This window comes from Hymenobacter bucti (genome assembly GCF_042681145.1).
In the GTDB taxonomy this organism is placed as follows: domain Bacteria; phylum Bacteroidota; class Bacteroidia; order Cytophagales; family Hymenobacteraceae; genus Hymenobacter; species Hymenobacter bucti.
Genome location: NZ_JBHUFD010000003.1, coordinates 542,614 through 568,308, shown reverse-complemented (window position 1 = coordinate 568,308; position 25,695 = coordinate 542,614). Strand labels below are relative to the sequence as shown.

Sequence of the window (25,695 nt, the reverse complement as noted above, 5' to 3'; positions counted from 1 at the left end):
CGGGCTCTGCAAGTCCGGGCGCAAGCGTAGCTCGCATCCTGCGTAAGCGTAGCCTGGTATTGATAACTATAACATAGGCGCAGAATATTCGCTGTGCGCACGCCCAGACTCACAGAGGCTCTGCTATAACCCTGCAACCAACTACCGCCCTAACTTTGTTAGCATAGCTCCCCCGAATTTCTGCTGCCCTTGTACGCGATAATTGACTTAGAAACCACCGGCGGCCAGCCTGCGAACGACCGCATTACCGAGCTGGCCATTTTCGTGCACGACGGCCAGCGGGTGGTTGACTCCTACTCCACGCTGGTGAATCCCGGCCGCGCCATCCCGCCCTTCATCACCCAGCTCACGGGCATTACCAACGACATGGTGGCCGACGCGCCGCGCTTTCACGAGGTGGCGCGCAAGGTAGTGGAGATGACTGAAGGCTGCGTATTTGTCGCTCATAACGTGCGCTTTGACTACTCCTTTCTCAAAAAGGAGTTTGCTGACCTAGGGTACAACTACTCGCGCAAAACGCTGTGTACCGTGCGCCTCTCGCGTAGCCTGATACCGGGGCAGCCGAGCTACAGCCTAGGTAAGCTGTGCCAGAATATCGGCATCCCGCTGAGTGGCCGCCACCGCGCCGCCGGCGACGCCGAAGCCACCGCCATTCTGTTTGACCGCCTCCTAAAAATAACGCTGGAAAGCGACGCCGCCGAAGCCAACGCCGCCGACACGCTGGCCCGCGTAGACGCTCTAGCGCCCGCCGGCCGCAAGCCCGACGGCACCGCCCCCACCGAGAAAAAGCCCAGCCCGCGCCGCGTAGCCGCCATGGCCCAGGCCATCAAAACAGCCTTGCTACCGCCGCTCATCACGCCCGAGAAGGTAGCCGCGCTGCCTCAGGAAACGGGCGTGTACTACTTCCACAACGAGGCCGGCGAGGTTATTTACGTAGGCAAGAGCATCAACATCTACAAGCGCATTCAGCAGCACTTTGCGGTGGACGTAAAGTCGCGCAAGAGCCTCGATTTTAAGAATTCCATCGCCGACATCACCTACGAGCTGACGGGCTCGGAGCTGGTGGCGCTGCTCTACGAGTCTCACCTAATCAAGCAGTTAAAGCCGGCCTACAACCGGGCGCAGCGGCGCTCGGTGTTTCCGGCGGGCATCTACCTCAAGACCAACGAGAACGGCTACAAGTGCCTCTACTACGGCCGCGCCGACGCCCGCAATTCGGAGATTCCCATCATCGCACTCGGCAACCAGTATAAGGCGCAAGGCTTTCTCTACCATAAGGTTGCGAAGTATAACCTCTGCCAAAAGCTGTGCGGGCTGTACAAGACGCAGGGCGCGTGCTTCGACTACCAAGTGCACCGCTGCCAGGGCGCCTGCGTGGGCCAGGAAGCCCCCGAAACCTACAACCTGCGCGTAGACGAGGCCATCGACAGCATCACTTACGAGCACGAGTCGTTCGTGGTCATTGGCACCGGGCGGCGGGCCGACGAGAAGTCGCTGGTCGTGATTGAGAATGGCCGCTACGTGGGCTTCGGCTACGTTGATGAGACGTTTACGGCGCGCAAGCTGGCCGATTTCCGCGAGGCGGTGAAGCCGTATGCCGACAATAAAGACGTGCAACAAATCATCCGGCAGTACGTGCGCACCAAGCGCAAGGGCGAGCAAGTCAAGATTTTCGCGTAGCGCTGCATGAACCCGCCTTCCGCCCGGCCCTACGACCAGCAGCAGCTGGCTGCCGCCCGCACCCGCCTCGCCAACGAGCGCACGCTGCTCACCTATGTGCGCACCAGCCTCGCGCTGGTGGGCTTTGGGCTGGCGCTGCTGCAGCTGGAGCCCCGGCGCACGCACGCGCTGGGCTTCGGAGCGCTGGGCGCGGCGGCTCTGTTTATGCTGATTGGCTGGCTACGTTTTCGTTACCATGCGCGCCAAATTGAGCGCTGCCGCGTGCCAGCCGCTTAGCCCAGGTGCAGAATCGCGTAGAGCGAGGCCGTGGCAACGACGACCCATAGCACCACGCCCAGCACGTAGGGCCGCACCCCCACGGCGCGCACCACCCGGGCCGACAAGCCCGCCCCGATGCAAAACAGCGTAAGCGTGAGGCCAACCTTGGCCAGGCCCACCATAACGGAACCTAGGGCCCGGGCGGCGGGCACGTAGGCCGGGGCGTAGGTATTGAAGAGCATGGCTGCGATAAAGCCCAGAATGAAGTAGGGAATCGTAATTTTGGCGCCTTTCTGCTTGAATACTAAGGCTGTACCTATGGCCACGGGGATAATCCAGAGCGCCCGGGCCAGCTTTACGGTAGTGGCTACTTCGAGGGCCTGGTTGCCGTAGGCGGCCGCCGCGCCCACCACCGAGCTGGTGTCGTGGATGGCGATGGCGCACCAGAGGCCAAACTGCGGCTGGCTCAGGTGCAGCGCGTGGCCAATGGGCGGGAAGGCGAACAGCGCCAGCGCATTAAGTACGAATACCGTACCCAGGCTCACCGACATATCGTCGTCCTTAGCCCCCAGCACCGGCCCGATGGCCGCGATGGCCGAGCCCCCGCAAATGGCGGTGCCGCACGAAATAAGGTGTACCACCCGCCGCCCCAGGCCCAGCCACCGGCCCACAAAGAAACCCAGCACCAACGTGCCGCCGATAGACGCCACCGCGAGCAGGATGCCCTCGCGGCCGGCTTGTACGGCGGCGTGGGCATTCATACCAAAGCCCAGGCCGATAACCGAGAATTGCAATAATCTAGGCGTGAGGGCTTTGGTTTGCGCCGCGAAAGGGTTGCCAATTGTTTGGGCCAGCCCCAAGCCCAGCGCCAGCGCGATGGGCGGCGACACCCACGGCGTGAGGCACGCGAGCAGCAGCGCCCCGAATACCCCCTGCCCCACCGTGACCCGGCCCCTCCCTAGGCGATGAGTCATATGAAAAAAGCGGAAGAAACGGGTGGCGGGCGCAGGTGCTACTAGTGGGGTAGCTTTCTCGAGCAGAGCGGGCATAGGGCAGATTTTTTATCGCCCCAAAGGTAACTAACCCACTCATGCAAAGATAATTACAAATTATTATTAGCGATAACCAAAAGTTATAGCAGCTGCGCCTGCTGCTGGCCAAAACTGAGAAACCGTTGGGCCGCCCGCATCAGGGGCTGGCCCTGCACCCACACGGCCTCAAACTGCCGGGGCAGCGCGAGGCCCGCGATGGGCACGATTTCGAGCAGCCCGGCCGCCAGCTCACGCTTTAGCGCCTGCCGCGACACAAAGCCCAGCGCGTCGGGCGCGGCCTCTAGGTAGCTTTTGATGGCCTCGGTGCTATCGAAATAAAACGCCACGCGCAGGCTGCTGAGCTTGATTTTGTGTTCGCGCAGGGCAAATTCCAGTACTTCGAGCGTGCCCGAGCCGCGCTCGCGCAGCACCAGCGGGCGGGCCAGGGCCTCAGCCAGCGGCACGGGCGCCGGGGGCGGGCCGGCGGGCGTGGCCCGCCGCACAGCCACCAGTTCGTCGGGCAGCAGCAGCTCGTAGTGCAGGTCGCGGCTGCGGGCGCGGCCCTCCACGAAGCCTAGGTCGAGGTCGCCGCGCAGCAGCGCCTCGGCAATGCGCTCAGAGTTAGCGTTCAGCAGCATCGGCTGCACTTGGGGGTAGCGCTGCTGAAAGGCGGGCAGCCAGGCCGGCAGCACATACTGGCTCAGGGTGGTGCTGGCGCCGAGGCGCAGGCGGCCCGCGGTTTCGTCGGGGTCGCGCAGGGCCAGCAGCTGGTCGTCGAGCTGCTGCTGGGCGGCGGCCACGGCCTGGGCGTGGGCCAGCAGCAGGCGGCCGGCTTCGGTGAGGGCCACGCGGCTGCCGTGGCGCACCAGCAGGCGCTGGCCGTACTGTTTTTCGAGCTCGTGCAGGTGCTTGGTCACGGCGGGCTGCGAGATGAACAGCTCCTGGGCGGCCTTGGTAAAGCTCAGGTGCCGGGCCACGGCGGCAAACACCCGCAGGCGAAAATCGGACATGCCCGCAAAGAACGGCGCCGGAATGTTAGGGTCCCGGCTCCGCAATTATATACCTACCTAGGGGTCCAATTCTGCCACTTTTACTGTTGTATATCCAGCTACTCTGCGGGCGTCCGCGCCCGCTCCATTTACCACCGCACCCGCGCGGCCCCTTGCCATGCAACCCCTCTCGCCTACTCTATCACCACTAACCGAGCCCCTAACCGGCCCGGTTGAAACGGCCACCCTCGCCATCGAGGGCATGACCTGCGCCTCCTGCGCCAACTTTGTGGAGCGCGCCCTCAAAAAGACGCCCGGCGTGCAAAGCGCCCACGTGAACCTGGCCACCGAAAAAGCCACCGTGGCGTTCTCGCCCGGCCTCGCCGACCGCGCCCGCCTCCGGGCGGCCGTGGAGGCGGCGGGCTACCAGGTGGCCGAGGCCGCCGCACCGCTCGTGCCCAGCCCCACGGCCGCCCCCGAGCACCTAGGGGCTACCGACGAGGAGCTGGACGCCCGCCGGGCGCTGGCCTACCGGCACCTGAAGCGCCGCTTCTGGGTAGCGGCGGGGCTGGCGGCCCTTATTATGCCCCTGAGCATGCTCATGCTGTGGCCCGCGCTGATGCACCGCGTGCCCGAGCCGGCGCTCAACTATGGGCTGCTCTTGCTCACGCTGCCCGTGGTGCTGTACAGCGGGCGCGAATTCTACGCAGCGGCCTGGAAAGGCCTGCGCCACGGCACGGCCAGCATGGATACGCTGATTGCAGTGGGCACCGGCGCGGCGTTTTTGTTTAGCCTAGGGGCCACGGTAGCGCCGCAGTTTTTGCGGCAGCAGGGCATCGTACCGGCCGTGTACTACGACACCACGGCCACCATTATCGCCCTCATCTTACTAGGTAAGGTACTGGAAGCCCGCGCCAAGCAGCAGACCTCCGCCGCCCTCAAGGCCCTACTGGGCCTGCAAGCCAAAACCGCCCGCCTAGTGCTGCCCGATGGCCGCGAGCAAGACGTGCCCGTGGCCGACCTGCGCCCCGGCAACCTCGTGGCCGTGCGCCCCGGCGAGAAGGTGGCCACCGATGGCGAGCTGGTCGAAGGCCATTCGACCCTCGATGAAAGCATGCTTACCGGCGAGAGCTTGCCAGTAGAAAAAACGGTCGGCGCGGCCGTTTTTGGCGCTACGATTAACAAGACTGGGGCCTTCCGCTTCCGCGTGACCAAAGTGGGGCGCGACACGGTGCTGGCCCAGATAGTGCAGCTCGTGAGCGACGCCCAGGGCAGCCGGGCGCCCATTCAGCGGCTCGCCGACCGGGTGAGCGGGGTGTTCGTGCCCGTAGTACTCGGGCTGGCGCTGCTCACGCTGGTGGGCTGGCTGGTGCTGGGGCCGGCGGGCACGCGGCTGCCGCTGGCCCTCACGGCGTTTGTGTCGGTGCTGATTATTGCTTGCCCCTGCGCCCTAGGGCTAGCCACGCCCACGGCTATCATGGTGGGCACGGGCAAGGGGGCCGACTACGGCATTCTGATTCGCAACGCGGAGGCCTTGGAAAAGGCATACCGGGTGGATACGGTAGTGCTCGACAAAACCGGCACCCTCACCCGCGGCGAGCCCACCCTCACCGACCTGCTGCCCCTGCCCGGCTACGAAACGGCTACCCTGCTGCCCCTGCTCGCAGCCCTGGAGCGCCAAAGCGAGCACCCCCTGGCCGCCGCAGTAGTGCGCTACGCCGAAGGCCAGGGGGCACCCAGGGCCATGGCCACGGGCTTTCGGGCCGTGGCGGGCCAGGGGGCGGCCGCTACCGTGGGCGGCCACGCCGTGCTGCTCGGCAACGAGCGCCTGCTGCGCGAAGCCGGCCTATCGCTGCCGCCCGCCGCCCAGCAGGTGGCGGCCGCCTTGCTGGCCCAGGCCCGCACGGTACTCTACGCCGCCCTCGATGGCCAGGTGGCCGCTGTATTGGGTTTGGCAGATGAGATACGTCCTACTTCGCGGGCGGCTGTGCAGGCGCTGCAGCAGCAGGGTATTGAGGTTATAATGCTAACGGGCGATAATGAGCAGACCGCGGCCGCCATCGCCCATCAGGCTGGCATTAAGCGCTACTTTGCCGAGGTTTTACCTCAAAATAAAGCTGAAAAAGTACAATATTTGCAAGCGGAGGGTCGCACGGTAGCAATGGTGGGCGACGGTATCAACGACGCGCCCGCCCTGGCCCGGGCCGATGTGGGCTTGGCCATGGGCACGGGCACCGATGTGGCCCTAGAAGCTGCTGGCATTACCCTCATGCGCCCCGATTTGCAGGGCGTAGCTACGGCCATTGCCCTTTCGCGGGCCACTATGCGCACCATTAGGCAAAACCTATTCTTCGCCTTCATCTACAACGTTATCGGTATCCCTGTTGCAGCCGGCTTGCTCTACCCCGCCACGGGCTGGCTGCTCTCGCCGATGCTGGCGGCCGGGGCCATGGCCCTGAGCTCGGTGTCGGTGCTTACCAACTCGCTGCGGCTGCGGCGTTTTAAGGGCTTAGCACAAACCTAGGGTCAGCGCTGGCACAGTTTTTTGGTTAGTTGAGCGATTTATTGCTGAACTTAAGCGAAAAGGATAGCGGCATTTCAAATTTACTAAGTGCTATTTTTCCCATTATGGGATTTTCAATCCCGCTATAGTGCGAGCAATGCGCTGTTTATAAAAACTTGCTGATACTAAACAGTACAATAAATATAAAAACGGGTTTGGCCGCTGGTTTGTAAAGAAGAAGGCAACTCCTATCCAAGTCCTTCTTTATGTACAATTCTACTCTCCGGTTTTGCTCTTCTCTCCTTACCTTTTTACTGGCTGGCTTTGCGGCGCTGCCTAGTGCCGCGCAAAGCCAGATGCGGGCCGACACCTACCAGAATAACCGGACTTTTCTTACCAAAAACCCTGGGCTGGCGGTGGACGAGCTGCTCACTACTTCGGCCACCGTGGACCCGGCGCTGATAGGCGGCGCCTCCTTGCGCGTGACGTTTCCGACGACGGTGCAGACGGGCCAACAGGGCATTCTCATTATTAAATCGAGCTCCTCGCTGGCCACGGTGCTGGGCGGCATGAGCCTGCACACATTCTCGACCACGGCTCAGAATCCAGACAATTCCATCCAGGACATTTCCCTGAGCAACGCTGCACTGGTGCAGATATCGGTGGCGCCCAATGACCCCAGCGCGCAGCAGGTCAAGTTCACGGCCACGAAGGCGTTCAATCAACTGGAGCTCGACGCGGGCGCCGTGCTCAACACGAACTACTCGGTAAGCGTGTACGCCGTTTTTGGTACGGTAGCCCCGCTGCCCGTGCAGCTAACCACTTTCCAGGGCAAGGCTACCGAAATGGGGGTGGCCCTCAAGTGGGAAACTGCTTCGGAGCACAATGCCGACTACGTTGAAGTGCAACGGGCCGAGGGCCTGACCAGCGGCTACAACTCGCTGGGGCAGGTAAAAAGCGCCGGCACCAGCACCTTGGCGCACACCTACCAGTTTGTAGATGCCCATGCCACTGGCCTGCATTACTACCGCCTGCGCCAGGTAGACTACACTGGTGCGGAGAGCTTTAGCCCCGTAGTAGCGGTAGATGCCGGGCTCTTGGCCCGCCTCACGGCCTACCCAACCATCGCGACCACCAGCGTGCAGGTGAGCGGCCCGGCGGGGGCACACCTCACGGTTTTTGATGAGCAAGGCAAGCAAGTGCACGCGGCCGACCTGGCCGCCAACCAGCCCCAGCCGCTTGATGTGAGCGGCCTGCCGGGCGGCCTGTACTTTCTCCGCGACGCGGCCACCGGCCTCAGCACGCGGTTTATTAAAAGCAGTGGGCGCTAGGCGCCGAATTACCCTATAACCTGGAGAGAACCTGGCGGCTTCGGCCGCCAAGCCTAGGGTAGCGAAAAGCCCCCGTTGTTTCAGCGGGGGCTTTTTGCTGCGCGCTGCCCGGGGGCGGGCGGATGGGCCGCGGGCACCTAGGCGCGGCGGCTGGCGCCTGGCGCGTTATTTCGCGGCGTGGCTACTTCTTCTGATTTATTACCGGCCCCCCGGCGAATGGCTGGGTGGCGGGCCTGGGCCAGCGCGCCCACGGTGTGGTTTGTGGGGCGCTGGCTGCTGCTGGCCAGCCTGGTGGGGGCGCTGGCGGGCACAGCCTCGGCGGGCTTTTTAGTAGCGCTGGAATGGGTCACCGCCTGGCGCGAGGACCACCCCTGGGCCTTGGCCCTGCTGCCCCTGGGCGGCCTGGTGGTGGGCCTGGCCTACCAGCGCTTCGGCAACCGGGCGGTGAAGGGTAATAACCTCATTCTCGACGAAATCCACGCGCCCAGCGAGCGCATTCCGCTGCGGCTGGTGCCGCTGGTGCTGGGCGGCACGCTGCTCACGCACGTGTTTGGCGGCTCGGCGGGGCGCGAGGGCACGGCCGTGCAAATGGGCGGCGCGCTGGCCGACCAGCTGGGCCGCTGGCTGCCGGCCGGGGGGCGCCTAGGGCGCCTGGGCCGGCAGCTGCGACGCGACCGCCACCTATTGCTCATCGCGGGCATGAGTGCGGGCTTCGCCTCGGTGTTCGGCACGCCGCTGGCGGGCGCGGTGTTTGGGTTGGAAGTCTTTTTGCTGGGTAGCGTGCGCTACGAGGCCATTCTGCCCAGCTTTTTGGCCGCCGTGGTGGCCGATGTGGTCACGCGCGCCTGGGGCGTGGGCCACACCCAATATCCCGAGTTGGCGGCCTTGCCGCTGACGGCGGCCGGGCTGGGCGCCACACTGCTGGCGGGCGCGGCGTTTGGGCTGGCGGCGCGGGCGTTTGCCACGCTCACGCACTGGTTTACACTGCAGTTCCGGCGCCTGGGCTACGCGCCGCTGCGGCCGGTAGTGGGCGGCGTGGTGGTGGCGCTGCTGCTGTGGGCGGTGGGCACGCGCTACGCTGGCCTAGGGGTACCCGTTATCGTGGAGGCGTTTCAGCACCAGCTGGGCGGGCAAGATTTTGCCTGGAAGCTGCTGCTCACGGCCCTTACCCTAGGGGCGGGCTTCAAGGGCGGCGAGGTTACGCCGCTGTTCTTCATCGGGGCCACCCTAGGGTCGGCTTTGGCGGGGGTGCTGCCGCTGCCGGTGGCGCTGCTGGCGGGCATGGGCTTTGTAGGCGTGTTTGCGGGCGCAGCCAACACGCCACTGGCCTGCCTGCTCATGGGCCTGGAGCTGTTTGGCAGTCACGCGGGCGTGTACCTAGGGCTGGCCTGCGTGGTGGCCTACCTGTTCTCGGGGCACCACGGCATTTACGCCTCGCAGAGAATCGGGCAGGCCAAGCACCCGCTGCTGGCCCGGCAGCGCGGTCGGCGCCTAGGGGGTAATTAATAATGAGCAATGAACAACTAGCAGAAAACAAGCATCGAGTGACGCACAGCTTCGTTTAAGACTACCGGCTCCTTAGCTTCTGTTCATTGCTCATTACTAATTGTTAATTGATTTATGTGGTGGTGGTACGCGTTGCTTTCGGCCGTGTTTGCGGCGCTCACGGCCGTGCTGGCCAAGGTCGGTATCAAGGGCGTAAACTCTGATTTGGCCACGGCCATTCGCACGGTGGTCATTTTGGTGGTGGCCTGGGGCATCGTGCTGGTGAAGGACCAGCCGGCCGATATGCTGCACCTGAGCCCGCGCACCTGGGTATTCCTTGGGTTGTCGGGGGTGGCCACGGGCTTATCGTGGATATTCTACTTCAAGGCTTTGCAGCTGGGCAAAGTATCGCAGGTGGCGCCCGTCGATAAGCTCAGCGTGGCCATCGCCATCGGGCTGTCGGTGCTGTTTCTGGGCGAGACGCTGACGCTGAAAGTGGCCCTAGGGGCGTTGCTCATCATTGGGGGCACGCTGGTGCTCATTCTCTAAATAATGGCCACCTAGGTCAGTTTCGGAGTTGGCGTAGGGGCGGGGCTTGCCCTCGCCCGTCGTTAAGCCGCACCTGAACAACGAACCAAACGCCTGGGCGGGGACAAGCCCCGCCCCTACCTTGGGCAGCCCTAGGCCGATTGCCACAGCCCATGAAAGCCCAGCGGAATGTTGTGCGGCAGCCCTAGGCGGGCCAGCAGGCGCAGGTCGGCAGCGTCGGCTACTATCAGGTCGGTGGTGGTGGTGCGGGCGTCGAAGCGCAGGTACACGAGGTAGCCGTCGTCTTCGGCGGTGGCGTTGGCCTTGGGTATCACCACAGGCTCGCTCACCAGGGTCTCGGGCTCGTAGGCGTGGCGGGCAGCGCCGGTGTGCACGTCGAGCTTGATGAGGTGGTCGAGCAAGGGCAGCGGGTGGCTGGGCGGGCGCCCGATGGCCCAGGCGTAGCGGTAGGGCTGGCCCACGCGGGCGGGGTTGATTTCGGGCAGCTCGCCCTCGTAATCCGACAAGAGCTGGCGCGATACGGTGCCGGCGCCTAGGTCGAGGCGGAAGCGCACGAACTTGGCCAGCGGCTCGTCGCCGGGCAGGTTGCCGGCCAGGTAGGCCTTGATGCTGAGCGAGCTGGGGTAGGTGTTCATCAGCAGGGCATCGGCCACGAGCGTGCCGTCGGCGTCCTGGTAGCCGTTCACGAAGTGGAAGGGAAAGCCGAAGTCAGTCGAGAGGCGCTGCACCTCGCCATCTGGCCCCACCACCACTACCTGAATGGACTGTCTAGGGTCTACCTTAATAGAAGCGGCTGGCGAAGTGATACCCGCCAGCGCCCGCACCACGTCAAACGCCACCGGCGTGAGGAAGAAGATGCGGTGCCCGCTCTGGGTCAGCACAAAGTCGTGGGCGAAGGTGGCGGCCGGCATGGGCAGCGCGTGCGCCAGTCGGGCCTCGCCCGCGGGGCTCACTTCGTAGAGCGCCAGCCGGTGCTGGGTGCCGGCCACGGTGCCGAAGTTGTGAAGCACGCCCGTAGTGGGGTGCACCTTGGGGTGGGCCGAGAAGGGCAGCTCGGGCGTGATGCGGCGGTCGAGCCAGGAGAACGGGTTGCGGAGCGTGCCCGCGTAGTCGTAGCGCCCGTGGGTACCTAGGGTGTCGGGGTCCAGCCGGTGGGGCAGGCCGCCTTCCCAGAGCGCGAGCAGGTGGCCGCCGTGCTCCACGAGGCTGGTATTGGCGGTGTTCTTGAACTGGGTTTTGCCGAAGTTGGCGCGCAGCCCGCCGGGCAGGTTGGTGCCGAAGCTGCGGTAGAGCATCTTCCCCGCCTTTTCTTCCGCCACAAACTCCTCCGTGCGCACGTAGCGGTTGCGGTAGGTCACGCCGCGCCCGTCGAAGCGGAAGCGCGCCACCATGCCGTCGCCATCAAACAAGTGCTCGTAGGGCACGCCGTGCTGCTCGAAGTGGCCGTTGCCGTTGCGCAGCAGCGTGCCCACGAGGTCGGGCGGCAGGGCGCCTTCGAGCAGCGGCAAGGCCTCGGCGTCGTATTCGGCGCGGGTGCGGCGGTTGGCCGCCACGTAGGCGTGCAGCGTGGGGTAGTGGCGAATGGGCATGGCGGCGAGGGTTTAGCCGCTAACCGCGGCGACGGCGGAATAGTTGACGGCCGCGCGCTTCACACGTTATCCTTCGGCATAGGCGACCTAGAGCTCGCCGACCGTGGTACCCTACTCCGCGTCCGCGCCCTTGCGCAGCTCGGCGTCCAGGAAGTACGCGCCCTGGCGCACCAGACCGGTCGTGTCGGGCAGCGGGTCGAGCAGGGTCACGGCTACGTCGCCGTGCTGGGGCTGGCCGGCGCGCACTTTTACTCTTCTGAACACCGTGCGGCCCGAGTCCTGGCCCACGCGCCGGAAGATGTAGCTCAGGTCGCCGGCCTGAATGAGCGCGCTTTCGGGCAGCGTGCGCACGCGGGCGCCGGCCGTTTGGATGCGGGCGGCGATAAACTGGCCGGGCAGCAAATCGGTGCGCTCGGGCTCAAGGTGGGCGTGCACGCGCACGGTGCGGGCGTCGTCGTCGAAGGCCTTGCCCACCAAAAACACGCGGGCCGTAAGCTCCTCGCCGCGGTCCACGTTCTGCACTTTAAACAATATCTTCTGGCCGACTTTCACCTGGGCCACGTCCTTCTCAAACACCTTCAGCTCGAGGTGCAAGTCGTCGCGGTTGAGCACCTCCACCAGCACGTCCTGGGGGTTCACGAACTGGCCGGGGTTGATGTTGACCGCCTTTACGTAGCCCGCGATGGGCGTGGTGAGCGGCACGCTGCTTTGGAGCTGGCCGGTGGCATCGAGGCGGGCCACCCCAATGCCGAGCAGCCGCAGTTGGGCGGCGGTGGCGCGCAGCGTGGCCTGCTCGGTGGCAAAGTCGGCGCGGGCCATTTGCAGCTTGCGCTTGGCGCCCACGTCCTCCACGTCCAGGATGCGCTGGCGCTCCAGGTCTTCAGCCAGAAAGCGCACCTTGGCCTTGCTCTGCAAGTACTGCTGCTGCAAGCTGAGGTACTCGGGCGAGCGCAGGGTGGCCACCGTGGCGCCGGCCGCCACGTGCTCGCCGGGCAACACGGCCACCGTTTGCACATAGCCGCCCTGGATGGCCGTGATGGACACCCGGTTTTGGGGCGGCACCTCTACCGAGCCGTTGGCCTGCACTTCGGTGGTCATGTTCTGGCGCTCGAAGCTGCCCAAGGCGATGCCCGCCGCCCGCATCTGCGCGGCACTGATGGCTACCTCGTCGGGGTTGGCGGCGGGGGCCGGGGCGGCGGGCGCGGCGGCTTCTTGGGCAGTATTATTACCTTTTGAACCGCAGGCAGTAAGCAGCGCCAGCGTACCCACCAGGGCGTATTGTTTCAAGGAAAAAATCATCATTAAGAAAGGTTGGGTAGGGTGCGGGGCTTGTCCCCGCCCGGCGTTGGGCGGCACTCATTCGCCGTTGCGCCGCAGTTCTACGCTATCAAAAAGCGAACGCCGGGCGGGGGCAAGCCCCGCACCCTACTTCGATAGAATGTCGGTGCCGGTGAGCGCTTGCAGGTTTACCACCAGCTCGTTGTAGCGCTGGGCTTGGTCGAGGTAGTTGGACTGAATTTGCCAGGCCGGCTCGGTGTTCACGACGTAGGTCACGTAGTCGATGTCGCCGGCCCGAAAGCTCTTCTCGGCCGTGATGAGAATAAGCTTGGCCTGGGGCAGCGCCGTACGCTGGTAGTAGTCGAGCGAGGCCTGCGCCCGGCGCAGCTGGCGGCGCAGGGTGCTGAGCTGGGTCGTGAGCTGGCTGGTGGTATAGGCCAGCTGGCCCTGGGCCACCTGCTCGCCCAGGCGTGCGGCCGCCACCCGCGCGCGCCCGGCCCCGCCCAGCAGCGGAATGGCCAGGCCCAGCTGCCCCACCCGCAGGGCCGTGAACTCGGGCCGGATGGTTTGCTGAAAGTAGCCGGCCCGCAGGTCGGGCAAGCGGCGCAGCTGCTCGACGCGCACCTGCAATTGGCTCACGGCAATCTGCTGGCGCAGCAGGCCTAGGGTAGGGTTGCTCTCGGGCGAGAGCGCCGCCGTGTCGGCGGCCGTGAGCGGGGCCACTATCGCGCCGGTGGTGTCGATGGTGGCCGCGCCGGGGCTGCCCAGCAGCTGGCCCAGCTGCTCGCGCTGCACCTCCAGGTCGGAGAGCGTGGTGAGCAGGCGGTTCTCGATTTCGAGCACCCGCGCCTCGGCCGCCACCTGCTCCAGCCGGTTGGTTTCGCCCACTTTGTAGCGAATGAGCGCGGCGCGGGCCGCCCGCCGGTACAGGCTGTCCTGGCGGCGCAGCAGCGCCACGCGGCGGTAGCTCACCAGCAAGCCGTAGTAGTTGCTGCGAATGGCCTGCACCAGACTGCGCCGGCCCACGGCGGCCTGCTGCTCGGCAGTGGCGCCCTGGCCCTGCAACAGCCGGCGCTGCGCCAGGTACACGCCCGGCAGGGCCGCCTGCTGAATGACGTTGAACGTCTGGTCGGTGAGGTTGCTCGAGACCTGGCCGACTTGAAAATCGACCACCGTGCGCGGCAGCTCCACGCCGGTGCGGATAAGTGCCTGCTGCTGCTGGGTTTGCAGGCCCGCATTGCGCAGCGACTGGTTCTGGGCGCCCGCCGCCTGCAGCAACTGCCCTAGGTTGAGGGGCTGCCCGGCCGTGGTACCGAGCGTGTTTTGGGCCAGCGCCGGCCGGGCCAGCCCACCTAGGAGCAGGGCCAACGCCACCGCCGCGCCCACCGGCAACGGGCGGGCGGGGGGCGGGGTCTCCCTTACTTCGGCGGCGTGCTTGGCGTCGTCGGCCGCCTGGGCGGCCTCTTTGGGGTTGGGTTCGCCGTCTTTGGTGAAGAAGGAATAGAGCATCGGCAGCACCAGCAGCGTGAGCAGCGTGGCCGAAATGAGCCCGCCGATGACCACCGTGGCCAGCGGCTTTTGCACCTCAGCGCCGGCCGACGTGCTCAACGCCATCGGCAGGAAGCCTAGGGAGGCCACGGCCGCCGTCAAGAGTACCGGCCGAAATCGCTCCTCGGTGGCGCGCAGCACCCGCTCGCGCACCGAGGCCACGCCCTCGGCCGCCAGCTCGTTCAGGCTGGCCAAGAGCACGATGCCGTTCAGCACCGCCACCCCGAAGAGCGCGATGAACCCCACCCCCGCCGAGATGCTGAACGGCATGCCCCGCAGCCACAGCGCCACGATGCCGCCGATGGTAGCCAAGGGTACGCCTGTAAAAATCAAGAGTGCCTGCTTCACCGACCGAAACGAGAGGTAGAGCAGCATAAAGATGAGCGCCAGGGACACCGGCACGGCCACCGCCAGGCGCTTCTTGGCTTGCACTAGGTTCTCAAACTGCCCGCCGTAGGTCATGGAGTAACCGGTGGGCAGGGTCAGGCGGGCGCCCAGCTTCTGCTGAATCTCCTCCACCAGGCTCTGCACGTCACGCCCCCGCACGTTGATGCCGATGTTGATGCGGCGGCGCGCATCGTCCCTGGATATCTGGATGGGCGCGTTGTGGTAGGCCACGCTGGCCACCTCGTCGAGGGGAATTTTCTGGCCGCTGGGCGTGTCTACGTACAAATTTTGCAGGCTGGTGAGGCCCGCGCGGTGCACGCTGTCGAGGCGCACCACCAGGTCGTAGCGGCGCTCGCCCTCGTAGACCTGCCCCGCCACATCGCCCGCGAAGGACGAGCGCAGCAAGGAGTTGAGGTCGCTCACCTTCAGGCCGTACTGGGCCAGCTTCTGGCGGTCGTAGCGCACGCGCAGTTGCGGCAAAGCCGCAATCTGCTCCACCTTGAGGTCGCCCACGCCGGCCAGCGGCCGAATCAGGTCGGCCGCCTGGTTGGCCTTCTCATATAAAACGCCTAGGTCGTCGCCGTAAATCTTGATGCTCACGTCCGACTTCACGCCCGAAATCAACTCATTGAAGCGCATCTGGATGGGCTGCTGAAACTCGAGGTTCACGCCCGGAATACCGGCTAGGGCCGCCTGCATCTTACCCGCCAGCTCCTCTCGCGAGCTGGCCGACGTCCACAAGCTGCGGTCCTTCAGAATAATCATCTCATCGCTGTCCTCCATCGACATCGGGTCGGTCGGAATCTCGGACGTGCCGCTCTTGCCCACAATCTGTTCGATTTCGGGGAACTGCTTGAGCAGAATCTGCTGCACCTTAGTATTCGTGGCCACGGTCTGGGTCAACGACGAGCCCGGCGCCAGCGTCACGTTCAAGGCAAAGTCGCCCTCATCGAGCTGCGGAATAAACTCGCCGCCCATGCCTGCAAACAGCACGCCCGCCAGCCCCAGCAGCGCCACGGCCGCGCCCACCACCACCCAGCGCGCCCCCAGTGCCGCCCGGATGATGGGGTCGTAACCCCGGTGCAGGGTTTTCATAATGCGGTCGGCAATGGTGCCTTCCTCCTTAATGTCCTTCTTCAAGGCCCAGGCCGTGGCCGCCGGCACGTAGGTGAGGCACAGCAGCATGGCCCCGATGATGGCAAAACTCACCGTGAGCGCCATCGGCCGGAACATCTTGCCCTCAATACCCGTGAGCGACAAGATGGGGAAGTACACTATCAGAATGATAAACTGCCCAAATAAGGCCGACGACATGAGGCGCGTGGCGGCCTTCTCAGTGATGTCGTCCATGGTTTCGTGGGCCGCTGCCCGGCGCTGGTGCACCAGGTGAAAAATGACGGCCTCCACGATAATCACGGCCCCGTCCACGATGAGGCCGAAGTCTAAGGCCCCTAGGCTCATGAGGTTGGCCGACACGCCGAAGAGGCTCATCATCCCTAGGGCAAACAACATGCACAGCGGTATCATGAGGGCCACCACCACGCCGGCCCGCCAGTTGCCGAGCAGCAGCAAGAGCACCAGCAGCACAATCACGCCGCCCTCCACGAGGTTGTGCTCCACGGTGGCAATGGCCTTGTCGATGAGCTTGGTGCGGTCGAGAAAGGGCGTCACGACCACGCCTTTGGGCAAAGTCTTTTGCAGCTCGATTACCCGCGCTTTTACGTTCTTGATAGTGTTTTCGGAGCTGGCGCCCTTCAGCATGAGCACGATGCCGCCCACGGTTTCGCCCTGGCCGTTGCGGGTCATGGCGCCGTAGCGCACGGCGTGGCCCATGCGCACGGTGGCCACGTCGCGCACCAGCAGCGGCTGCCCCTGCGCGGCCTGCTTTATCACGGTGGCCCCTAGGTCGGCCAGCGAGGCCGCTCGCCCCTCACCCCGGATGAAGTAGGCGTTGGGGCCGCGCTCTAGGTAGGCGCCGCCCGTGTTGGCGTTGTTGTCCTGCAAGGCCTGGTAAAGCTCGGCCATGGTTACGTTGTTGGCGGCCAAGCGGTTGGGGTCTACCGACACCTCGTATTCGCGCAGGTAGCCGCCGAAGCTGCTCACATCCACCACGCCGGGCACGCCGGCCAGCTGGCGCTTCACGAGCCAGTCCTGCACGTCGCGCAGCGCAGCCAGCGAGAACTGTTTCTCGTAGCCCGGCAGCACCCGCAGGCTGTACTGGTATATCTCGCCCAGGCCGGTGGTGATGGGCGCCATGGTGGGTACGCCGGACCCGGACCCTAGGTCGGCTTCGGCGGCTTTGAGCTTCTCGGCCACCAGCTGCCGGGTCTGGTAGGTGCTGATATCGTCGGGGAAAACGACCGTAATTACCGACAACCCAAACCGCGAGATGGAGCGAATCTCGGTTACGCCCGGCACGGTGCGCAGTTGCAATTCGAGCGGCACCGTGATGGTTTGCTCGACCTCCTGCGCGGCCAGCGCCGGGCTTTGGGTGATGACCTGCACCTGGTTATTAGTGACGTCAGGAATGGCATCAAGCGGCAAATTGGCCGCCGAGTAGCCGCCCCAGGCCATGAGCGCCACTAGCATGAGCGCCACCAGCAGCTTGTTGCGGACGCTGGCCGCAATTATTTTTTCTAGCATGAACGCAAAAGTTGCGGTGCCTGGTGGGCGCGGCCCCTAGGGTGCCGTGCGCCGCGCCAGTGCCGCAGCACCGGGCGCCTCTCCCACCAAAAACCAGAATTACCAGACTCGGCCCGGCCCCCGCGCCGCCCAGGCGAGCGGCGGGCCCGTAGCCCCAGAAAGTGCGTCGGCCCTAGGTGCTGACTACTCCGCGTTGCCGCAGCAAGCGTTTGGTAGCAAGTTCATTAGGTTCAAGCCGCGCACACTGCCCCCAGGGGCAGGCGGGGGCTAGGCTCGGGGCGGCTGGAGCAGGGCGGCAGTGGCCCCGTCGAGGGAGCGGGCGTGAGCAGCGGGGTAGTAGGCCCGGCCCACCCACGGCGCGGGGTGCTCGGCCGGTGCGCCTAAGGCGGCGGCGGGCAGGAATACGAACGCCACGTGGCTGCTGCACGCGTGGCGGCCGTGCAGCGGCAGGCCCTGGTGGTCTTGCTGGTGCGCGGGCGAGAACGTGCAGCCGAAGTGTTCCTTAGTACCCGAGCCGTAGTGCTCGGCCAGAAACTGGGTTACCGACAAGCCGCCGCCCGCCACCGAGTGGTGGAAGCGGTAGTGCTCCAGCAGCTGGGGCAGCTTGCTCAGTTCCGACAGGTCGTTTTGCGGAATGAAGCTGCCCACCAGCATGAGGCAGGCCAGAAAGAAGGAAACCACCGATTTCATAACTGCTTTCCAAACGCGGGGCTCTCCCGAAAGTTTGGGCCCGGCCAAGCGGTTCGGCAAACTTAAGGCTAATTTAAGGAGCCGCCGGTGGCGTGCGGCGGCAAAACATTTGTGGAGTTTGCCGATTCTTGCCTCATCATGCGTCTACTTCCGCTCTTCCCGCTCAACCTGGTGGCCTTCCCAGGCGAGAAACTGAACCTCCACATTTTCGAGCCCCGCTACCGCGAGCTGGTGCGCGACTGCTTCACCGAAGGCCTCACCTTCGGCATCACGCCCTTCCTTGACAACGCGGTGCAGGAGCTGGGCACCGAGATGCGCCTGCTGAGCGTGGAGAAAACCCACGCCGGCGGCGAAATGGACATCCGCACCGAAGCCGTGGGCATTTTCCGGGTGCAGAAGTTTTACCGCCAGGCGCCCGGCAAGCTCTACGCCGCTGGGCAGGTCGAGCCCATCGTGCAAGACGATGTGGCCGACTCGGCCCTGCGCCAGCGCATTGCCGGGCAGGTGCGCCAGCTCTACGAGGCCCTAGGGCTGCGCAAGCTGCTCCTGCAGCTCGACCCCGAATTCAAGATTTTTGACGTGGCCCACCACATTGGCCTTAGCACCGAGCAGGAATATCAGCTGCTGGGCACCACCGCCGAGCAAGAGCGCCAGGACATGGTGTACGAGCACCTCACGCGCCTGCTGCCCGCCGTGCTCGAAGCCGAGCGCCTCAAGGAGCGCGTGCGCCTAAACGGGCACTTCAAGAACCTGCAGCCGCCGACGTTTTAGGGCGGTTCAGATTCTTAGTAAAACAAGCGAGGCTGCCCATAAGGCAGCCTCGCTTGTTTTACTAGTGGACCATCGTATTTACGATAACCCCAACCACGTGTCATTGCGAGCGGAGCAAAACAATTGCGCCCGTTCAGCGGCGGCGTTCAGGTGCGATTGCCTCGCTTCGCTCGCAATGGCACAATAAAATCTACCCTAGGGCTTTAGCCCGGCCGGCACGCCCTGCGGGTAGGCCTGCTTGATTTCTTTCTGCAACTCTTCGATGCGGTTGCCGGGGTTGGGGTGAGTGCTCATAAACTCGGGCTGGCCACCGCCCCCGCCTTTGCTGTTGAGCATCTGCATCACGTTAATCATGGCGCGGGGGTCGTAGCCCGCCGTGGGCGTAAACTTGACGGCAAACTCGTCCGCCTCCAGCTCGTCTTCGCGGCCGAAGCGCAGCGTCACGAGCTTAGCAATCATGGCGGCGGCGGCGGCGCGGGCTACGCTGCTGCCGGGGCTGTTGGGGTCGTAGGAAGCAATGGCCGCCGCACCCGACAGGCCTTGCGTGAGCTGGCTTTTGGCCACCTGCTCGGCCGAGTGCCGGCCCACTACGTGGCCAATCTCGTGGGCCAGCACGCCGGCCAGCTCGGCCTCGGTCTTCAGGTTTTTGAGGATGCCCATCGTGATGAACACCTGCCCGCCCGGCAGGGCAAAGGCGTTGATAGTCTGGTCATCAGCCAGCAAGTGAAACTGGTAGCGGTAGCTCGTTTTCTGGGCTAGGTTGTTGGCGGCCACCAGGCGCTGGCCCACCTGCTGCACCGCGGCGCTGGCGCGGGTGTCGGGGCTTTCGCCGCCGTACTCGGCCGCCATTTGGGGCGCGGCTTGCAAGCCCAGGGCTACTTCCTGAGCCGCCGACATGTTGATGTGCTGCTTTTCGCCCGTTACGGGGTTGGTTGAGGTGTTAAAGAAATAGCCAATCAGCGTAACGGCCGCGATGACCAGGGCAATGATGAACCGAAGATTTAGTCGCATAGGTGAAGAGGTGTTTTCTGGAAAGAGTGTGGGTGTTTAGCTCCCTTAACGCACGAGTTGCCCCTAGGTTTTTGGGGTGCCTAGGCGGCCCACGCACCCGGCCCGGACCCGGGCTAGTGCCGGGTTTGGCGTGGCTGCTGGCGCGGCTGGTAGCGGGCACCCCGCCGGCCTAGCCGGTCCAGCGCGAGGTTTGCGAAGTAGCTTCGCCGGGCCGGGCCACTTGGCGGTTCTGGCACTTACCTATGTCCCGCTCTTTGTTTTCTGGCCTGGCGGCTGGTATCGGCCTGCTGCTCAGCGGCTGTGGCCACGCGCTCCCTTCCATTCCGGGCTTTGAGGCCGCCGCCTGGCGCGCCGACCCCTACGCCTGCCGCAACCAGCGGGCAGCGCTGTTGCCGCCGCTGCTCGCCGCCCGCGCCCAGCTCTACGAGGCTCGCGCCGACGATGTCAACGCCCTGCTCGGCCCCCCTGATGAAGAAGAGCTGCAGGCCCAAACCGAGAAAATCTACTGCTACTACCTGGTGGCGGGGCCGCAATGCGGGCCGCGCCACCCGCGCTCCAGCGCGCCGCGCCTGCGCCTGCACTTTGGGCCCCTAGGTACCGTTACGGAGGTGCAGGCTGACCCTATCCTCGCAGCCGATTCTCAATGAACCCGAAGCGCTGCCTCCGCACGAAAAAAGCCAGCCGGGAGCTCCGGCTGGCTTTATAAACTACTGAGTGGAGCGGCGCGGCTACTAGCCCTGGCCGTTGCCAGTCGTTACTTGATTGGTCTGGTCCTGCTGCATCAGGCTCAGCTGCGAGGGCGTCAGAATGCGAGCACACTCCTGCTCGTACTGGCCTTGCAGCTCGGCGAGCTGGGTGGTGCGGCTAGTTGCATCGGCAGTCGTGGCGTGCTCAATTTCGTGCTGGCGGGCCAGGCGCGTGCGGTTGATGCTGTACAGCTTAATGTACTGGCCTTCGTTTAGTTGCAGATGGTTGCTCATCTCCCGCGTCATGGCCGTAACGGTCTGGCCAGCTTTGGGGTCGAGCGGGGTTGGGGCAGTTTGCCCGTAGCTCACCACTGCCAGCAGTAAAAGGGCGGGCAACAGGGACAGTGATTTAGTCATCATAGTTGGTGCAGAAATAAAAGGTGTTGTATCAGAATATTGACAGATTTTCCTTCAAATATACTTGGGAATTTTAATAAATCGTTTGTTTCTACTACTATTACTGTTAAGCTTTTTCTTGTTTTAAAACTAGTTGCGCGCTAGCAGCGCCAACTCATTTTCACGGTATCTCGCTCTGTTTCAATGCCTACCTTCTACGCCCCCGACATGGCCCCGGGCCAAACCACCTTCCTCTTGCCCGAAGACGAAAGCAAGCACGCCGTGCGTGTACTGCGCCTGGTCGCCGGCGATGCTGTAGCGCTCGTGGATGGCCGCGGCACGCATTACACGGCCACCGTGGCCGATGCCAACCCTAAGCGCTGCAGTCTACGCATCACCGCCGAAGAGGTTATCCGGCCCCGCCCCACCTACACCCACGTGGCCGTGGCCCCCACCAAAAACCTCGACCGCATGGAGTGGCTGGTCGAAAAAGCCGTGGAAGTCGGCCTCGAGCGCCTCACCTTCCTGCGCTGCGCCCACTCCGAGCGCCGCGAGCTCAAGCTCGAGCGGCTGGAGAAAATCGCCGTGAGCGCCCTCAAGCAGAGCGGCCAAGCCTACCTGCCGCAGCTCGACGAAATGACCGATTTCACTGATTTTCTCCAAGAAATCGACCCCGCCACCACCTTCATCGCCCACCTCGAAGCCGGCGAGCGCACCGCCCTGGCCCAGGTCATCGGCACCGCGCCGCGTTGCTGCGTGCTCATCGGCCCCGAGGGCGACTTTTCGCCGGCCGAAATCGAGTTGGCCCTAGGTCGCGGCGTGCGGCCCGTGACCCTAGGTGCCTCGCGCCTGCGCACGGAGACGGCGGCGCTGGCGGCCGTGTTCACAGCGCAAGTAGTGCGGGAGCTTTAGCCAGGAAGCGGCAAGACGGCCGCTGCCCGCTCGCGCACTAGGCGCCGGATGGCTGCCAGGTGCGCCAACGCCACCAGCGGCACCAGGCAGCTGGGCAGCGCAATGAAGGGGAAATACAGGATGGCCACATTGGGCTGGTCGAAGGCGAACTGCTGCACCACGGTCGGGGCCGAGAGCACGGCATTGACCACGATATTGAGCAGCAAAAGCAGGCACCCGATGTTCCAGGCCAGCAGGCCTCGCCAGCCCATTTGCCGGCCCCGAAACGCCAGATAGTACACCACCGGCGCGCTCAGGCCCGAGAGCACGTCGTAGTTGCGGCCCTCAAAAGTCATAAGCTGGGGCACTGCTTTATGTAAAAATAGCCAGAACAAAACCAGCTCGACGGGCACCCGCAGCAGGTGCACCAGCGTGAGCCGGTCGAGCCGCAGGCCATCTAAAAACCGGCGGCCAGCCTCGGTATTAAACAATGCAGCTATCACCAGCAGCGGCGGTAGCAGCGCCAGCAGCAGGCGCGGGGGCCGGCTGGCGGCCACCGTATAAAAGCCGCTGAGCGCGAGCAGACTTTGCACTAGCAGCCACAGCCCGAGCACGCCCAGCACGCGCCCCGAGCTATTGGCGGCCCGGTAAAAAAGCCAGCCGCCGAGCAGCGTTGTGGCGATAAAACTGAGGTAGAGCACGTTGGGCAAGGTAGGCATCGCCGAAAAGGGGTTGGTGGAAGACTGGGACAAAGGAACCCGGCCCATGTCCCACCCCTACTTATCAAATGACAAGAACTCATGCCCCCTTTCAGAATTTATGCCCAGCCGTAGCGCGGACGATTAGTCCGCTAGTCGGCGTCACCACTCGCGGACTGCAAGCCCGCGCTACTGAGCAGCCCCGTGCTCGTCTTTGCGGCCCGCGCGGATGCGGCTTAGCGAGGTATCGGTCATGCCTAGGTACGACGCCAGGTACTTGAGGGGCACTTGCTGCACCAGCTGCGGCTGCGCGTGCAGCAGCGCGGCGTAGCGCTCGGCGGCGGTCTTGGTTATCATGGCCAGCATCCGACCCTTGAGGGTGGCCAGACCCCGCACCAGCACCGAGCGCCCAAACTCCCGGAACTCGGGCCGCGCGTGAAACAGCGCATTGAGCTGCTGGTAGCTGATGCCCCAACCCGAGGCGACCGTCAGGGCCTGCATATTTTCCTGCGAAGGCGTGCGGTTGAAAAACGAGGCCACCTCAAATACCAACTGCCCGCTGGTGTAGAGGCCAGTAGTCACGTCGTTACCCTCGGGGTCGTTGGCGAAAGCCCGCACCAGGCCGGTATCCAGCAGCAGATACTCGTCGCACACCTGCCCCTCGCGCAGCAAAAACTCGTGCTTTTCCAGCGTTTTGGGCGCGAAGTGCTCAGCGATTTCGGTCGCCTGTTGGGCGCTCACGAAGCCAGTGCTTTGGAGAAATGAAATTAGTTTTTCCCGCGTCATAATTGAGACTTGTTTACGAATTAGAATTCTTAAACAAGTCTAGTAGCCAAAACAACGAGCAGCCCGCACTAATATCAGCCATATACATGCATGTACTGTAGCTCATAGCCAAGCATCCCTACTATAACGATATGATTTCGGTCGTGAACCGTCTCAAAAGACATTTCCCACGCTATCGATTGCTGGTCGCAGGTCGAAATTTCCAAATGAACCAATTTAAACTCCCGTTCAAAATCAACTATTTTGAATGCTGGCTTCCAATTTTGGAATTCGTCCTCAATATCCGGAATTATGGCGGTTACAATAAGTGAATAGTCGTTTTCCAACTGCGCAAAAAAGTCCTTTTGCCACTGGGTTGGACTATCCGGCTGCCCATTAACTATGAGACTAATAAGTTCGCCGTTAGGCCTGAAGAACCATTGGTCCTCAAAATAATGGTCAGCCGAGTTTGGTTTCGCCGGCTTGCCAAAGAAGAAATTCCAGAAGCCCATCACTTCTCCTGCCGCTTCTTCACCCGCCAGGGCGCGTTTTTCTCCCAGTCGCCGGCCATGATGCAGCCGTAGGGCCGAATCTCGTCTACGGTGCGGGCCAGGCCGAACTCGGTGATTTGGCGCTTTACCTCGGCGGCGTTTTTGTAAGCGCTGGGCAGCTCCGAGATGTCGATTTCGTTGAAGAAAAAGCGGGCGTCGATGCCCTGCGTCTCTTCGGCAAACCACTCTTCCTTAGTCTTGTCGGCCTTGCTGTACTTGTGGCGGGTGCGGCTGAGGTTGCGGCCCGCGCCGTGCGGTGCAAAGCCTAGGTTATTGGCCGTGGTCTCGCCCTCCACGATAAGAATGGGCTCGGCCATATTTAGCGGAATGATGCGCGGGCCGGTGATGTCGGGCATAAACTGCGGGTCGAGCGGCGTGGCGCCTTTGGCGTGGTAGTACAGGTCGCCGGCTTTGAAAACGAAGTTGTGCTCGTTCCAAAACCGCTGTTGCACGGGCGCTTGCAGGCGTGCCACGATGTCATCGTGCAGGCAGAGGTGGTTGAGCTTGGTCCACTTACGCACGGTTTGGAGCGCGGCCCAGTAGGCCTCGCCCTCGGGCGAGTCAGCGGGCAGCCAGGCATTGGCGGGGGCGGTTTCGGGCGAGAGTTGCTGGCGGAAGCGCTCGGCCACCTTCATGCCCGCCGTGTAAAGGCGCGCGCCCACGCCCCGCGAGCCGTGGTGCGTCACGAGCACCGTGTCGCCGGTGGCGGCCGAGGTGCCCACGTACAGGAAGTGGTTGCCGTCGCCCTGCGTGCCTAGGTGCTCCTGGGCCAGGCTGAGGCTTTTCTCGGAGTCCAGAAACGGGTTGGCCGCGAACTCGGCCCGCAATTCGGCGAGCAGCGCGTACTGCCGCTCGGGCGACCGCCCACCCGGCCCAAAGTGCGTGACCTGCTGGGCCACGTCGAGCACGGTTTTGGGGTCGACGTGGCCCAGGTTAGTCAGCATCACCGAGCAGCAGATATCGGCCGAGTGCATACCGGGGTGAATTGCGTTGCGCGCCACCACCACGCCGCCCACCGGAATAGTACCTAGGGGCCCGGCCGGGCAGGCGTCGGGCATCACGGCGCCCGTCACCAACGTGGGCGTGCGCATGAGCTGCTGCATCGATAGCCGCACGTAGTCGATGTTCTGCTGCTCCACGGCCGTTTCGGCCCGGATGTTTTCGTAGAATGGCGCAGGCTCGGGCCGCAGCGGCAGCGCGGGCGGCGGGCCGGTTTCGCGCAAGTAGGCGAGCATTTCGTCGCCGGTCAGCGCTTGGGCGTTGATGTGCTCCAGGGCTTCTTTAAACCATTTGCCCGATTTGAAGCCGAGGTCGAGGAGGTCTTTGCCGTTGGTCATGGGATGGATATCTACTCAATATTTCTCATAAAAGAGAAGCTCAGTCTTATCTCTATGCCTAGCCTTATCAACCTTTACTAATTGCCTCCACTATCTTCCTAAATGACTCAGGGTACTTGGCAAGGTCAGCTAGGTTAGCGCCGCCCTGCACGTAAAGCTCAACGACTCTCAGGTCGTCCTTCGCATTAAACACAGCCCGCCACAGCGGCGCATTGCCATACACATCCACCACATTCAGGTCTGCGCCAGCCTTTAAGAGGAGTTTAGCGGCCTCTTCGTTTTTTTCCTGGCCAGCGAAATGCAGGGCTGAAGCGCCATTTCTATCCTGATGGTTGACGTTAGCTCCTTGCGAAATAAGCCAGCCTAACAAGTCCGCATTTTTATGGAGAGTCGCTAAAATCAATGCGGTTCTCAAATAGCTATCAGTAGCCTCAAGGCCAGTTTCTGACAAAATCTTTTTAACGCCCTCGTTGTCATGCTGTCGGATAAGCCAATCAACTTCGTTAAATCGCGGGTCTGTTTTGTTAGGTCGTCCGGCCCTAGCCATTACTGATTTAGTATAAGTATTGGCTTCAAATGTAAATATTCTTTTCGCCAGTCAGCTTATACTTACTGCCTTCATTGATAA

22 protein-coding genes are annotated in these 25,695 nt (G+C 63.7%); 9 read left to right on the top strand and 13 right to left on the bottom strand.

The window, feature by feature from the left end; all coding sequences use genetic code 11:
• Positions 1 to 189: 189 nt before the first annotated feature.
• Together ACFSDX_RS10035 and ACFSDX_RS10030 are read left to right on the top strand one after the other, a co-directional pair.
• Positions 190 to 1,680: an exonuclease domain-containing protein gene (locus ACFSDX_RS10035; protein WP_382313230.1), complete on the top strand. Its 1,491-nt coding sequence runs from the start codon at positions 190 to 192 to the stop codon at positions 1,678 to 1,680.
• A gap of 6 nt (positions 1,681 to 1,686) precedes the next feature.
• On the top strand, positions 1,687 to 1,956 hold the full coding sequence (locus tag ACFSDX_RS10030) for a YidH family protein (protein WP_382313229.1): 270 nt from the start codon (positions 1,687 to 1,689) through the stop codon (positions 1,954 to 1,956).
• On the opposite strand, the gene ACFSDX_RS10025 is transcribed toward ACFSDX_RS10030, so the two are convergent.
• Both ACFSDX_RS10025 and ACFSDX_RS10020 read right to left on the bottom strand, forming a co-directional pair.
• Positions 1,953 to 2,912 (bottom strand): YeiH family protein, encoded by a 960-nt coding sequence (locus tag ACFSDX_RS10025; protein ID WP_382313228.1) that lies wholly within the window; start codon positions 2,910 to 2,912, stop codon positions 1,953 to 1,955. The genes ACFSDX_RS10030 and ACFSDX_RS10025 overlap by 4 nt on opposite strands.
• A gap of 158 nt (positions 2,913 to 3,070) precedes the next feature.
• Positions 3,071 to 3,979 carry a LysR substrate-binding domain-containing protein gene (locus tag ACFSDX_RS10020; protein ID WP_382313227.1) on the bottom strand — a complete coding sequence of 303 codons (909 nt, stop codon included), beginning with the start codon at positions 3,977 to 3,979 and terminating at the stop codon, positions 3,071 to 3,073.
• 157 nt (positions 3,980 to 4,136) lie between these two features.
• Here ACFSDX_RS10020 and ACFSDX_RS10015 point away from each other — a divergent pair, with 157 nt between their 5' ends.
• The 4 genes from ACFSDX_RS10015 (at position 4,137) to ACFSDX_RS10000 (ending at position 9,826) form a co-directional block, all read left to right on the top strand.
• Positions 4,137 to 6,482 carry a heavy metal translocating P-type ATPase gene (locus ACFSDX_RS10015; protein ID WP_382313226.1) on the top strand — a complete coding sequence of 782 codons (2,346 nt, stop codon included), beginning with the start codon at positions 4,137 to 4,139 and terminating at the stop codon, positions 6,480 to 6,482.
• A gap of 245 nt (positions 6,483 to 6,727) precedes the next feature.
• Entirely contained in the window at positions 6,728 to 7,792 is a 1,065-nt protein-coding gene (locus ACFSDX_RS10010) for a T9SS type A sorting domain-containing protein (RefSeq protein ID WP_382313225.1), read from the top strand.
• A gap of 177 nt (positions 7,793 to 7,969) precedes the next feature.
• On the top strand, positions 7,970 to 9,298 hold the full coding sequence (locus tag ACFSDX_RS10005) for a chloride channel protein (RefSeq protein WP_382313224.1): 1,329 nt from the start codon (positions 7,970 to 7,972) through the stop codon (positions 9,296 to 9,298).
• Between the two features lie 114 nt (positions 9,299 to 9,412).
• Entirely contained in the window at positions 9,413 to 9,826 is a 414-nt protein-coding gene (locus ACFSDX_RS10000) for an EamA family transporter (protein WP_382313223.1), read from the top strand.
• A gap of 131 nt (positions 9,827 to 9,957) precedes the next feature.
• Here ACFSDX_RS10000 and ACFSDX_RS09995 read toward each other — a convergent pair whose 3' ends face one another.
• The 4 genes from ACFSDX_RS09995 to ACFSDX_RS09980 all read right to left on the bottom strand — a co-directional run bounded on the left by ACFSDX_RS09995 (position 9,958) and on the right by ACFSDX_RS09980 (position 17,961).
• Entirely contained in the window at positions 9,958 to 11,415 is a 1,458-nt protein-coding gene (locus ACFSDX_RS09995) for a carotenoid oxygenase family protein (protein WP_382313222.1), read from the bottom strand.
• A gap of 111 nt (positions 11,416 to 11,526) precedes the next feature.
• Entirely contained in the window at positions 11,527 to 12,702 is a 1,176-nt protein-coding gene (locus tag ACFSDX_RS09990; RefSeq protein WP_382313220.1) for an efflux RND transporter periplasmic adaptor subunit, read from the bottom strand.
• A gap of 138 nt (positions 12,703 to 12,840) precedes the next feature.
• Positions 12,841 to 17,271: a CusA/CzcA family heavy metal efflux RND transporter gene (locus ACFSDX_RS09985; protein ID WP_382313219.1), complete on the bottom strand. Its 4,431-nt coding sequence runs from the start codon at positions 17,269 to 17,271 to the stop codon at positions 12,841 to 12,843.
• Positions 17,272 to 17,538: 267 nt separating this feature from the next.
• On the bottom strand, positions 17,539 to 17,961 hold the full coding sequence (locus ACFSDX_RS09980) for a hypothetical protein (RefSeq protein WP_382313218.1): 423 nt from the start codon (positions 17,959 to 17,961) through the stop codon (positions 17,539 to 17,541).
• A gap of 138 nt (positions 17,962 to 18,099) precedes the next feature.
• Between ACFSDX_RS09980 and ACFSDX_RS09975 the strand changes: the two genes are divergently transcribed.
• Positions 18,100 to 18,732: an LON peptidase substrate-binding domain-containing protein gene (locus ACFSDX_RS09975; protein WP_382313217.1), complete on the top strand. Its 633-nt coding sequence runs from the start codon at positions 18,100 to 18,102 to the stop codon at positions 18,730 to 18,732.
• Between the two features lie 195 nt (positions 18,733 to 18,927).
• Here the strand turns inward: ACFSDX_RS09975 and ACFSDX_RS09970 are convergent, their stop codons facing one another.
• Positions 18,928 to 19,743, bottom strand: a complete 816-nt coding sequence (locus tag ACFSDX_RS09970; protein WP_382313216.1) for a M48 family metalloprotease — start codon at positions 19,741 to 19,743, stop codon at positions 18,928 to 18,930.
• Between the two features lie 242 nt (positions 19,744 to 19,985).
• Here ACFSDX_RS09970 and ACFSDX_RS09965 point away from each other — a divergent pair, with 242 nt between their 5' ends.
• Complete coding sequence (locus tag ACFSDX_RS09965; protein WP_382313215.1) at positions 19,986 to 20,390, top strand: hypothetical protein; 405 nt, start codon at positions 19,986 to 19,988, stop codon at positions 20,388 to 20,390.
• An 84-nt stretch (positions 20,391 to 20,474) separates the two neighbouring features.
• On the opposite strand, the gene ACFSDX_RS09960 is transcribed toward ACFSDX_RS09965, so the two are convergent.
• The gene (locus tag ACFSDX_RS09960) at positions 20,475 to 20,849 is read right to left on the bottom strand and encodes a hypothetical protein (protein ID WP_382313214.1); all 375 of its coding nucleotides are present in this window, start codon (positions 20,847 to 20,849) and stop codon (positions 20,475 to 20,477) included.
• Between the two features lie 180 nt (positions 20,850 to 21,029).
• On the opposite strand from ACFSDX_RS09960, the gene ACFSDX_RS09955 reads away from it, so the two are divergent.
• Positions 21,030 to 21,737, top strand: coding sequence for a 16S rRNA (uracil(1498)-N(3))-methyltransferase (locus ACFSDX_RS09955; protein WP_382313213.1), 708 nt, complete (start codon positions 21,030 to 21,032; stop codon positions 21,735 to 21,737).
• On the opposite strand, the gene ACFSDX_RS09950 is transcribed toward ACFSDX_RS09955, so the two are convergent.
• From ACFSDX_RS09950 to ACFSDX_RS09930, 5 genes are all read right to left on the bottom strand, one after another.
• On the bottom strand, positions 21,734 to 22,468 hold the full coding sequence (locus tag ACFSDX_RS09950) for a hypothetical protein (RefSeq protein WP_382313212.1): 735 nt from the start codon (positions 22,466 to 22,468) through the stop codon (positions 21,734 to 21,736). The genes ACFSDX_RS09955 and ACFSDX_RS09950 overlap by 4 nt on opposite strands.
• A gap of 135 nt (positions 22,469 to 22,603) precedes the next feature.
• Entirely contained in the window at positions 22,604 to 23,200 is a 597-nt protein-coding gene (locus tag ACFSDX_RS09945; RefSeq protein WP_382313211.1) for a Crp/Fnr family transcriptional regulator, read from the bottom strand.
• Positions 23,201 to 23,274: 74 nt separating this feature from the next.
• Positions 23,275 to 23,691 carry a hypothetical protein gene (locus tag ACFSDX_RS09940; protein WP_382313210.1) on the bottom strand — a complete coding sequence of 139 codons (417 nt, stop codon included), beginning with the start codon at positions 23,689 to 23,691 and terminating at the stop codon, positions 23,275 to 23,277.
• Entirely contained in the window at positions 23,691 to 25,067 is a 1,377-nt protein-coding gene (locus ACFSDX_RS09935) for an RtcB family protein (RefSeq protein WP_382313209.1), read from the bottom strand. Before ACFSDX_RS09935 ends, ACFSDX_RS09940 begins: the two co-directional genes overlap by 1 nt.
• Positions 25,068 to 25,134: 67 nt before the next feature.
• On the bottom strand, positions 25,135 to 25,614 hold the full coding sequence (locus ACFSDX_RS09930) for an ankyrin repeat domain-containing protein (RefSeq protein ID WP_382313208.1): 480 nt from the start codon (positions 25,612 to 25,614) through the stop codon (positions 25,135 to 25,137).
• Positions 25,615 to 25,695: the final 81 nt, after the last annotated feature.

Excerpts from the sequence above, each read along its gene's own strand:
- ACFSDX_RS10030 (WP_382313229.1), top strand. The coding sequence starts at position 1,687 with ATGAACCCGCCTTCCGCCCGGCCCTACGACCAGCAGCAGCTGGCTGCC.
- ACFSDX_RS10025 (WP_382313228.1), bottom strand. The coding sequence starts at position 2,912 with ATGACTCATCGCCTAGGGAGGGGCCGGGTCACGGTGGGGCAGGGGGTA.
- ACFSDX_RS10020 (WP_382313227.1), bottom strand. The coding sequence starts at position 3,979 with ATGTCCGATTTTCGCCTGCGGGTGTTTGCCGCCGTGGCCCGGCACCTG.
- ACFSDX_RS10015 (WP_382313226.1), top strand. The coding sequence starts at position 4,137 with ATGCAACCCCTCTCGCCTACTCTATCACCACTAACCGAGCCCCTAACC.
- ACFSDX_RS10010 (WP_382313225.1), top strand. The coding sequence starts at position 6,728 with ATGTACAATTCTACTCTCCGGTTTTGCTCTTCTCTCCTTACCTTTTTA.
- ACFSDX_RS10000 (WP_382313223.1), top strand. The coding sequence starts at position 9,413 with ATGTGGTGGTGGTACGCGTTGCTTTCGGCCGTGTTTGCGGCGCTCACG.
- ACFSDX_RS09995 (WP_382313222.1), bottom strand. The coding sequence starts at position 11,415 with ATGCCCATTCGCCACTACCCCACGCTGCACGCCTACGTGGCGGCCAAC.
- ACFSDX_RS09985 (WP_382313219.1), bottom strand. The coding sequence starts at position 17,271 with ATGCTAGAAAAAATAATTGCGGCCAGCGTCCGCAACAAGCTGCTGGTG.
- ACFSDX_RS09980 (WP_382313218.1), bottom strand. The coding sequence starts at position 17,961 with ATGAAATCGGTGGTTTCCTTCTTTCTGGCCTGCCTCATGCTGGTGGGC.
- ACFSDX_RS09975 (WP_382313217.1), top strand. The coding sequence starts at position 18,100 with ATGCGTCTACTTCCGCTCTTCCCGCTCAACCTGGTGGCCTTCCCAGGC.
- ACFSDX_RS09970 (WP_382313216.1), bottom strand. The coding sequence starts at position 19,743 with ATGCGACTAAATCTTCGGTTCATCATTGCCCTGGTCATCGCGGCCGTT.
- ACFSDX_RS09965 (WP_382313215.1), top strand. The coding sequence starts at position 19,986 with ATGTCCCGCTCTTTGTTTTCTGGCCTGGCGGCTGGTATCGGCCTGCTG.
- ACFSDX_RS09960 (WP_382313214.1), bottom strand. The coding sequence starts at position 20,849 with ATGATGACTAAATCACTGTCCCTGTTGCCCGCCCTTTTACTGCTGGCA.
- ACFSDX_RS09955 (WP_382313213.1), top strand. The coding sequence starts at position 21,030 with ATGCCTACCTTCTACGCCCCCGACATGGCCCCGGGCCAAACCACCTTC.
- ACFSDX_RS09945 (WP_382313211.1), bottom strand. The coding sequence starts at position 23,200 with ATGACGCGGGAAAAACTAATTTCATTTCTCCAAAGCACTGGCTTCGTG.
- ACFSDX_RS09940 (WP_382313210.1), bottom strand. The coding sequence starts at position 23,691 with ATGGGCTTCTGGAATTTCTTCTTTGGCAAGCCGGCGAAACCAAACTCG.
- ACFSDX_RS09935 (WP_382313209.1), bottom strand. The coding sequence starts at position 25,067 with ATGACCAACGGCAAAGACCTCCTCGACCTCGGCTTCAAATCGGGCAAA.
- ACFSDX_RS09930 (WP_382313208.1), bottom strand. The coding sequence starts at position 25,614 with ATGGCTAGGGCCGGACGACCTAACAAAACAGACCCGCGATTTAACGAA.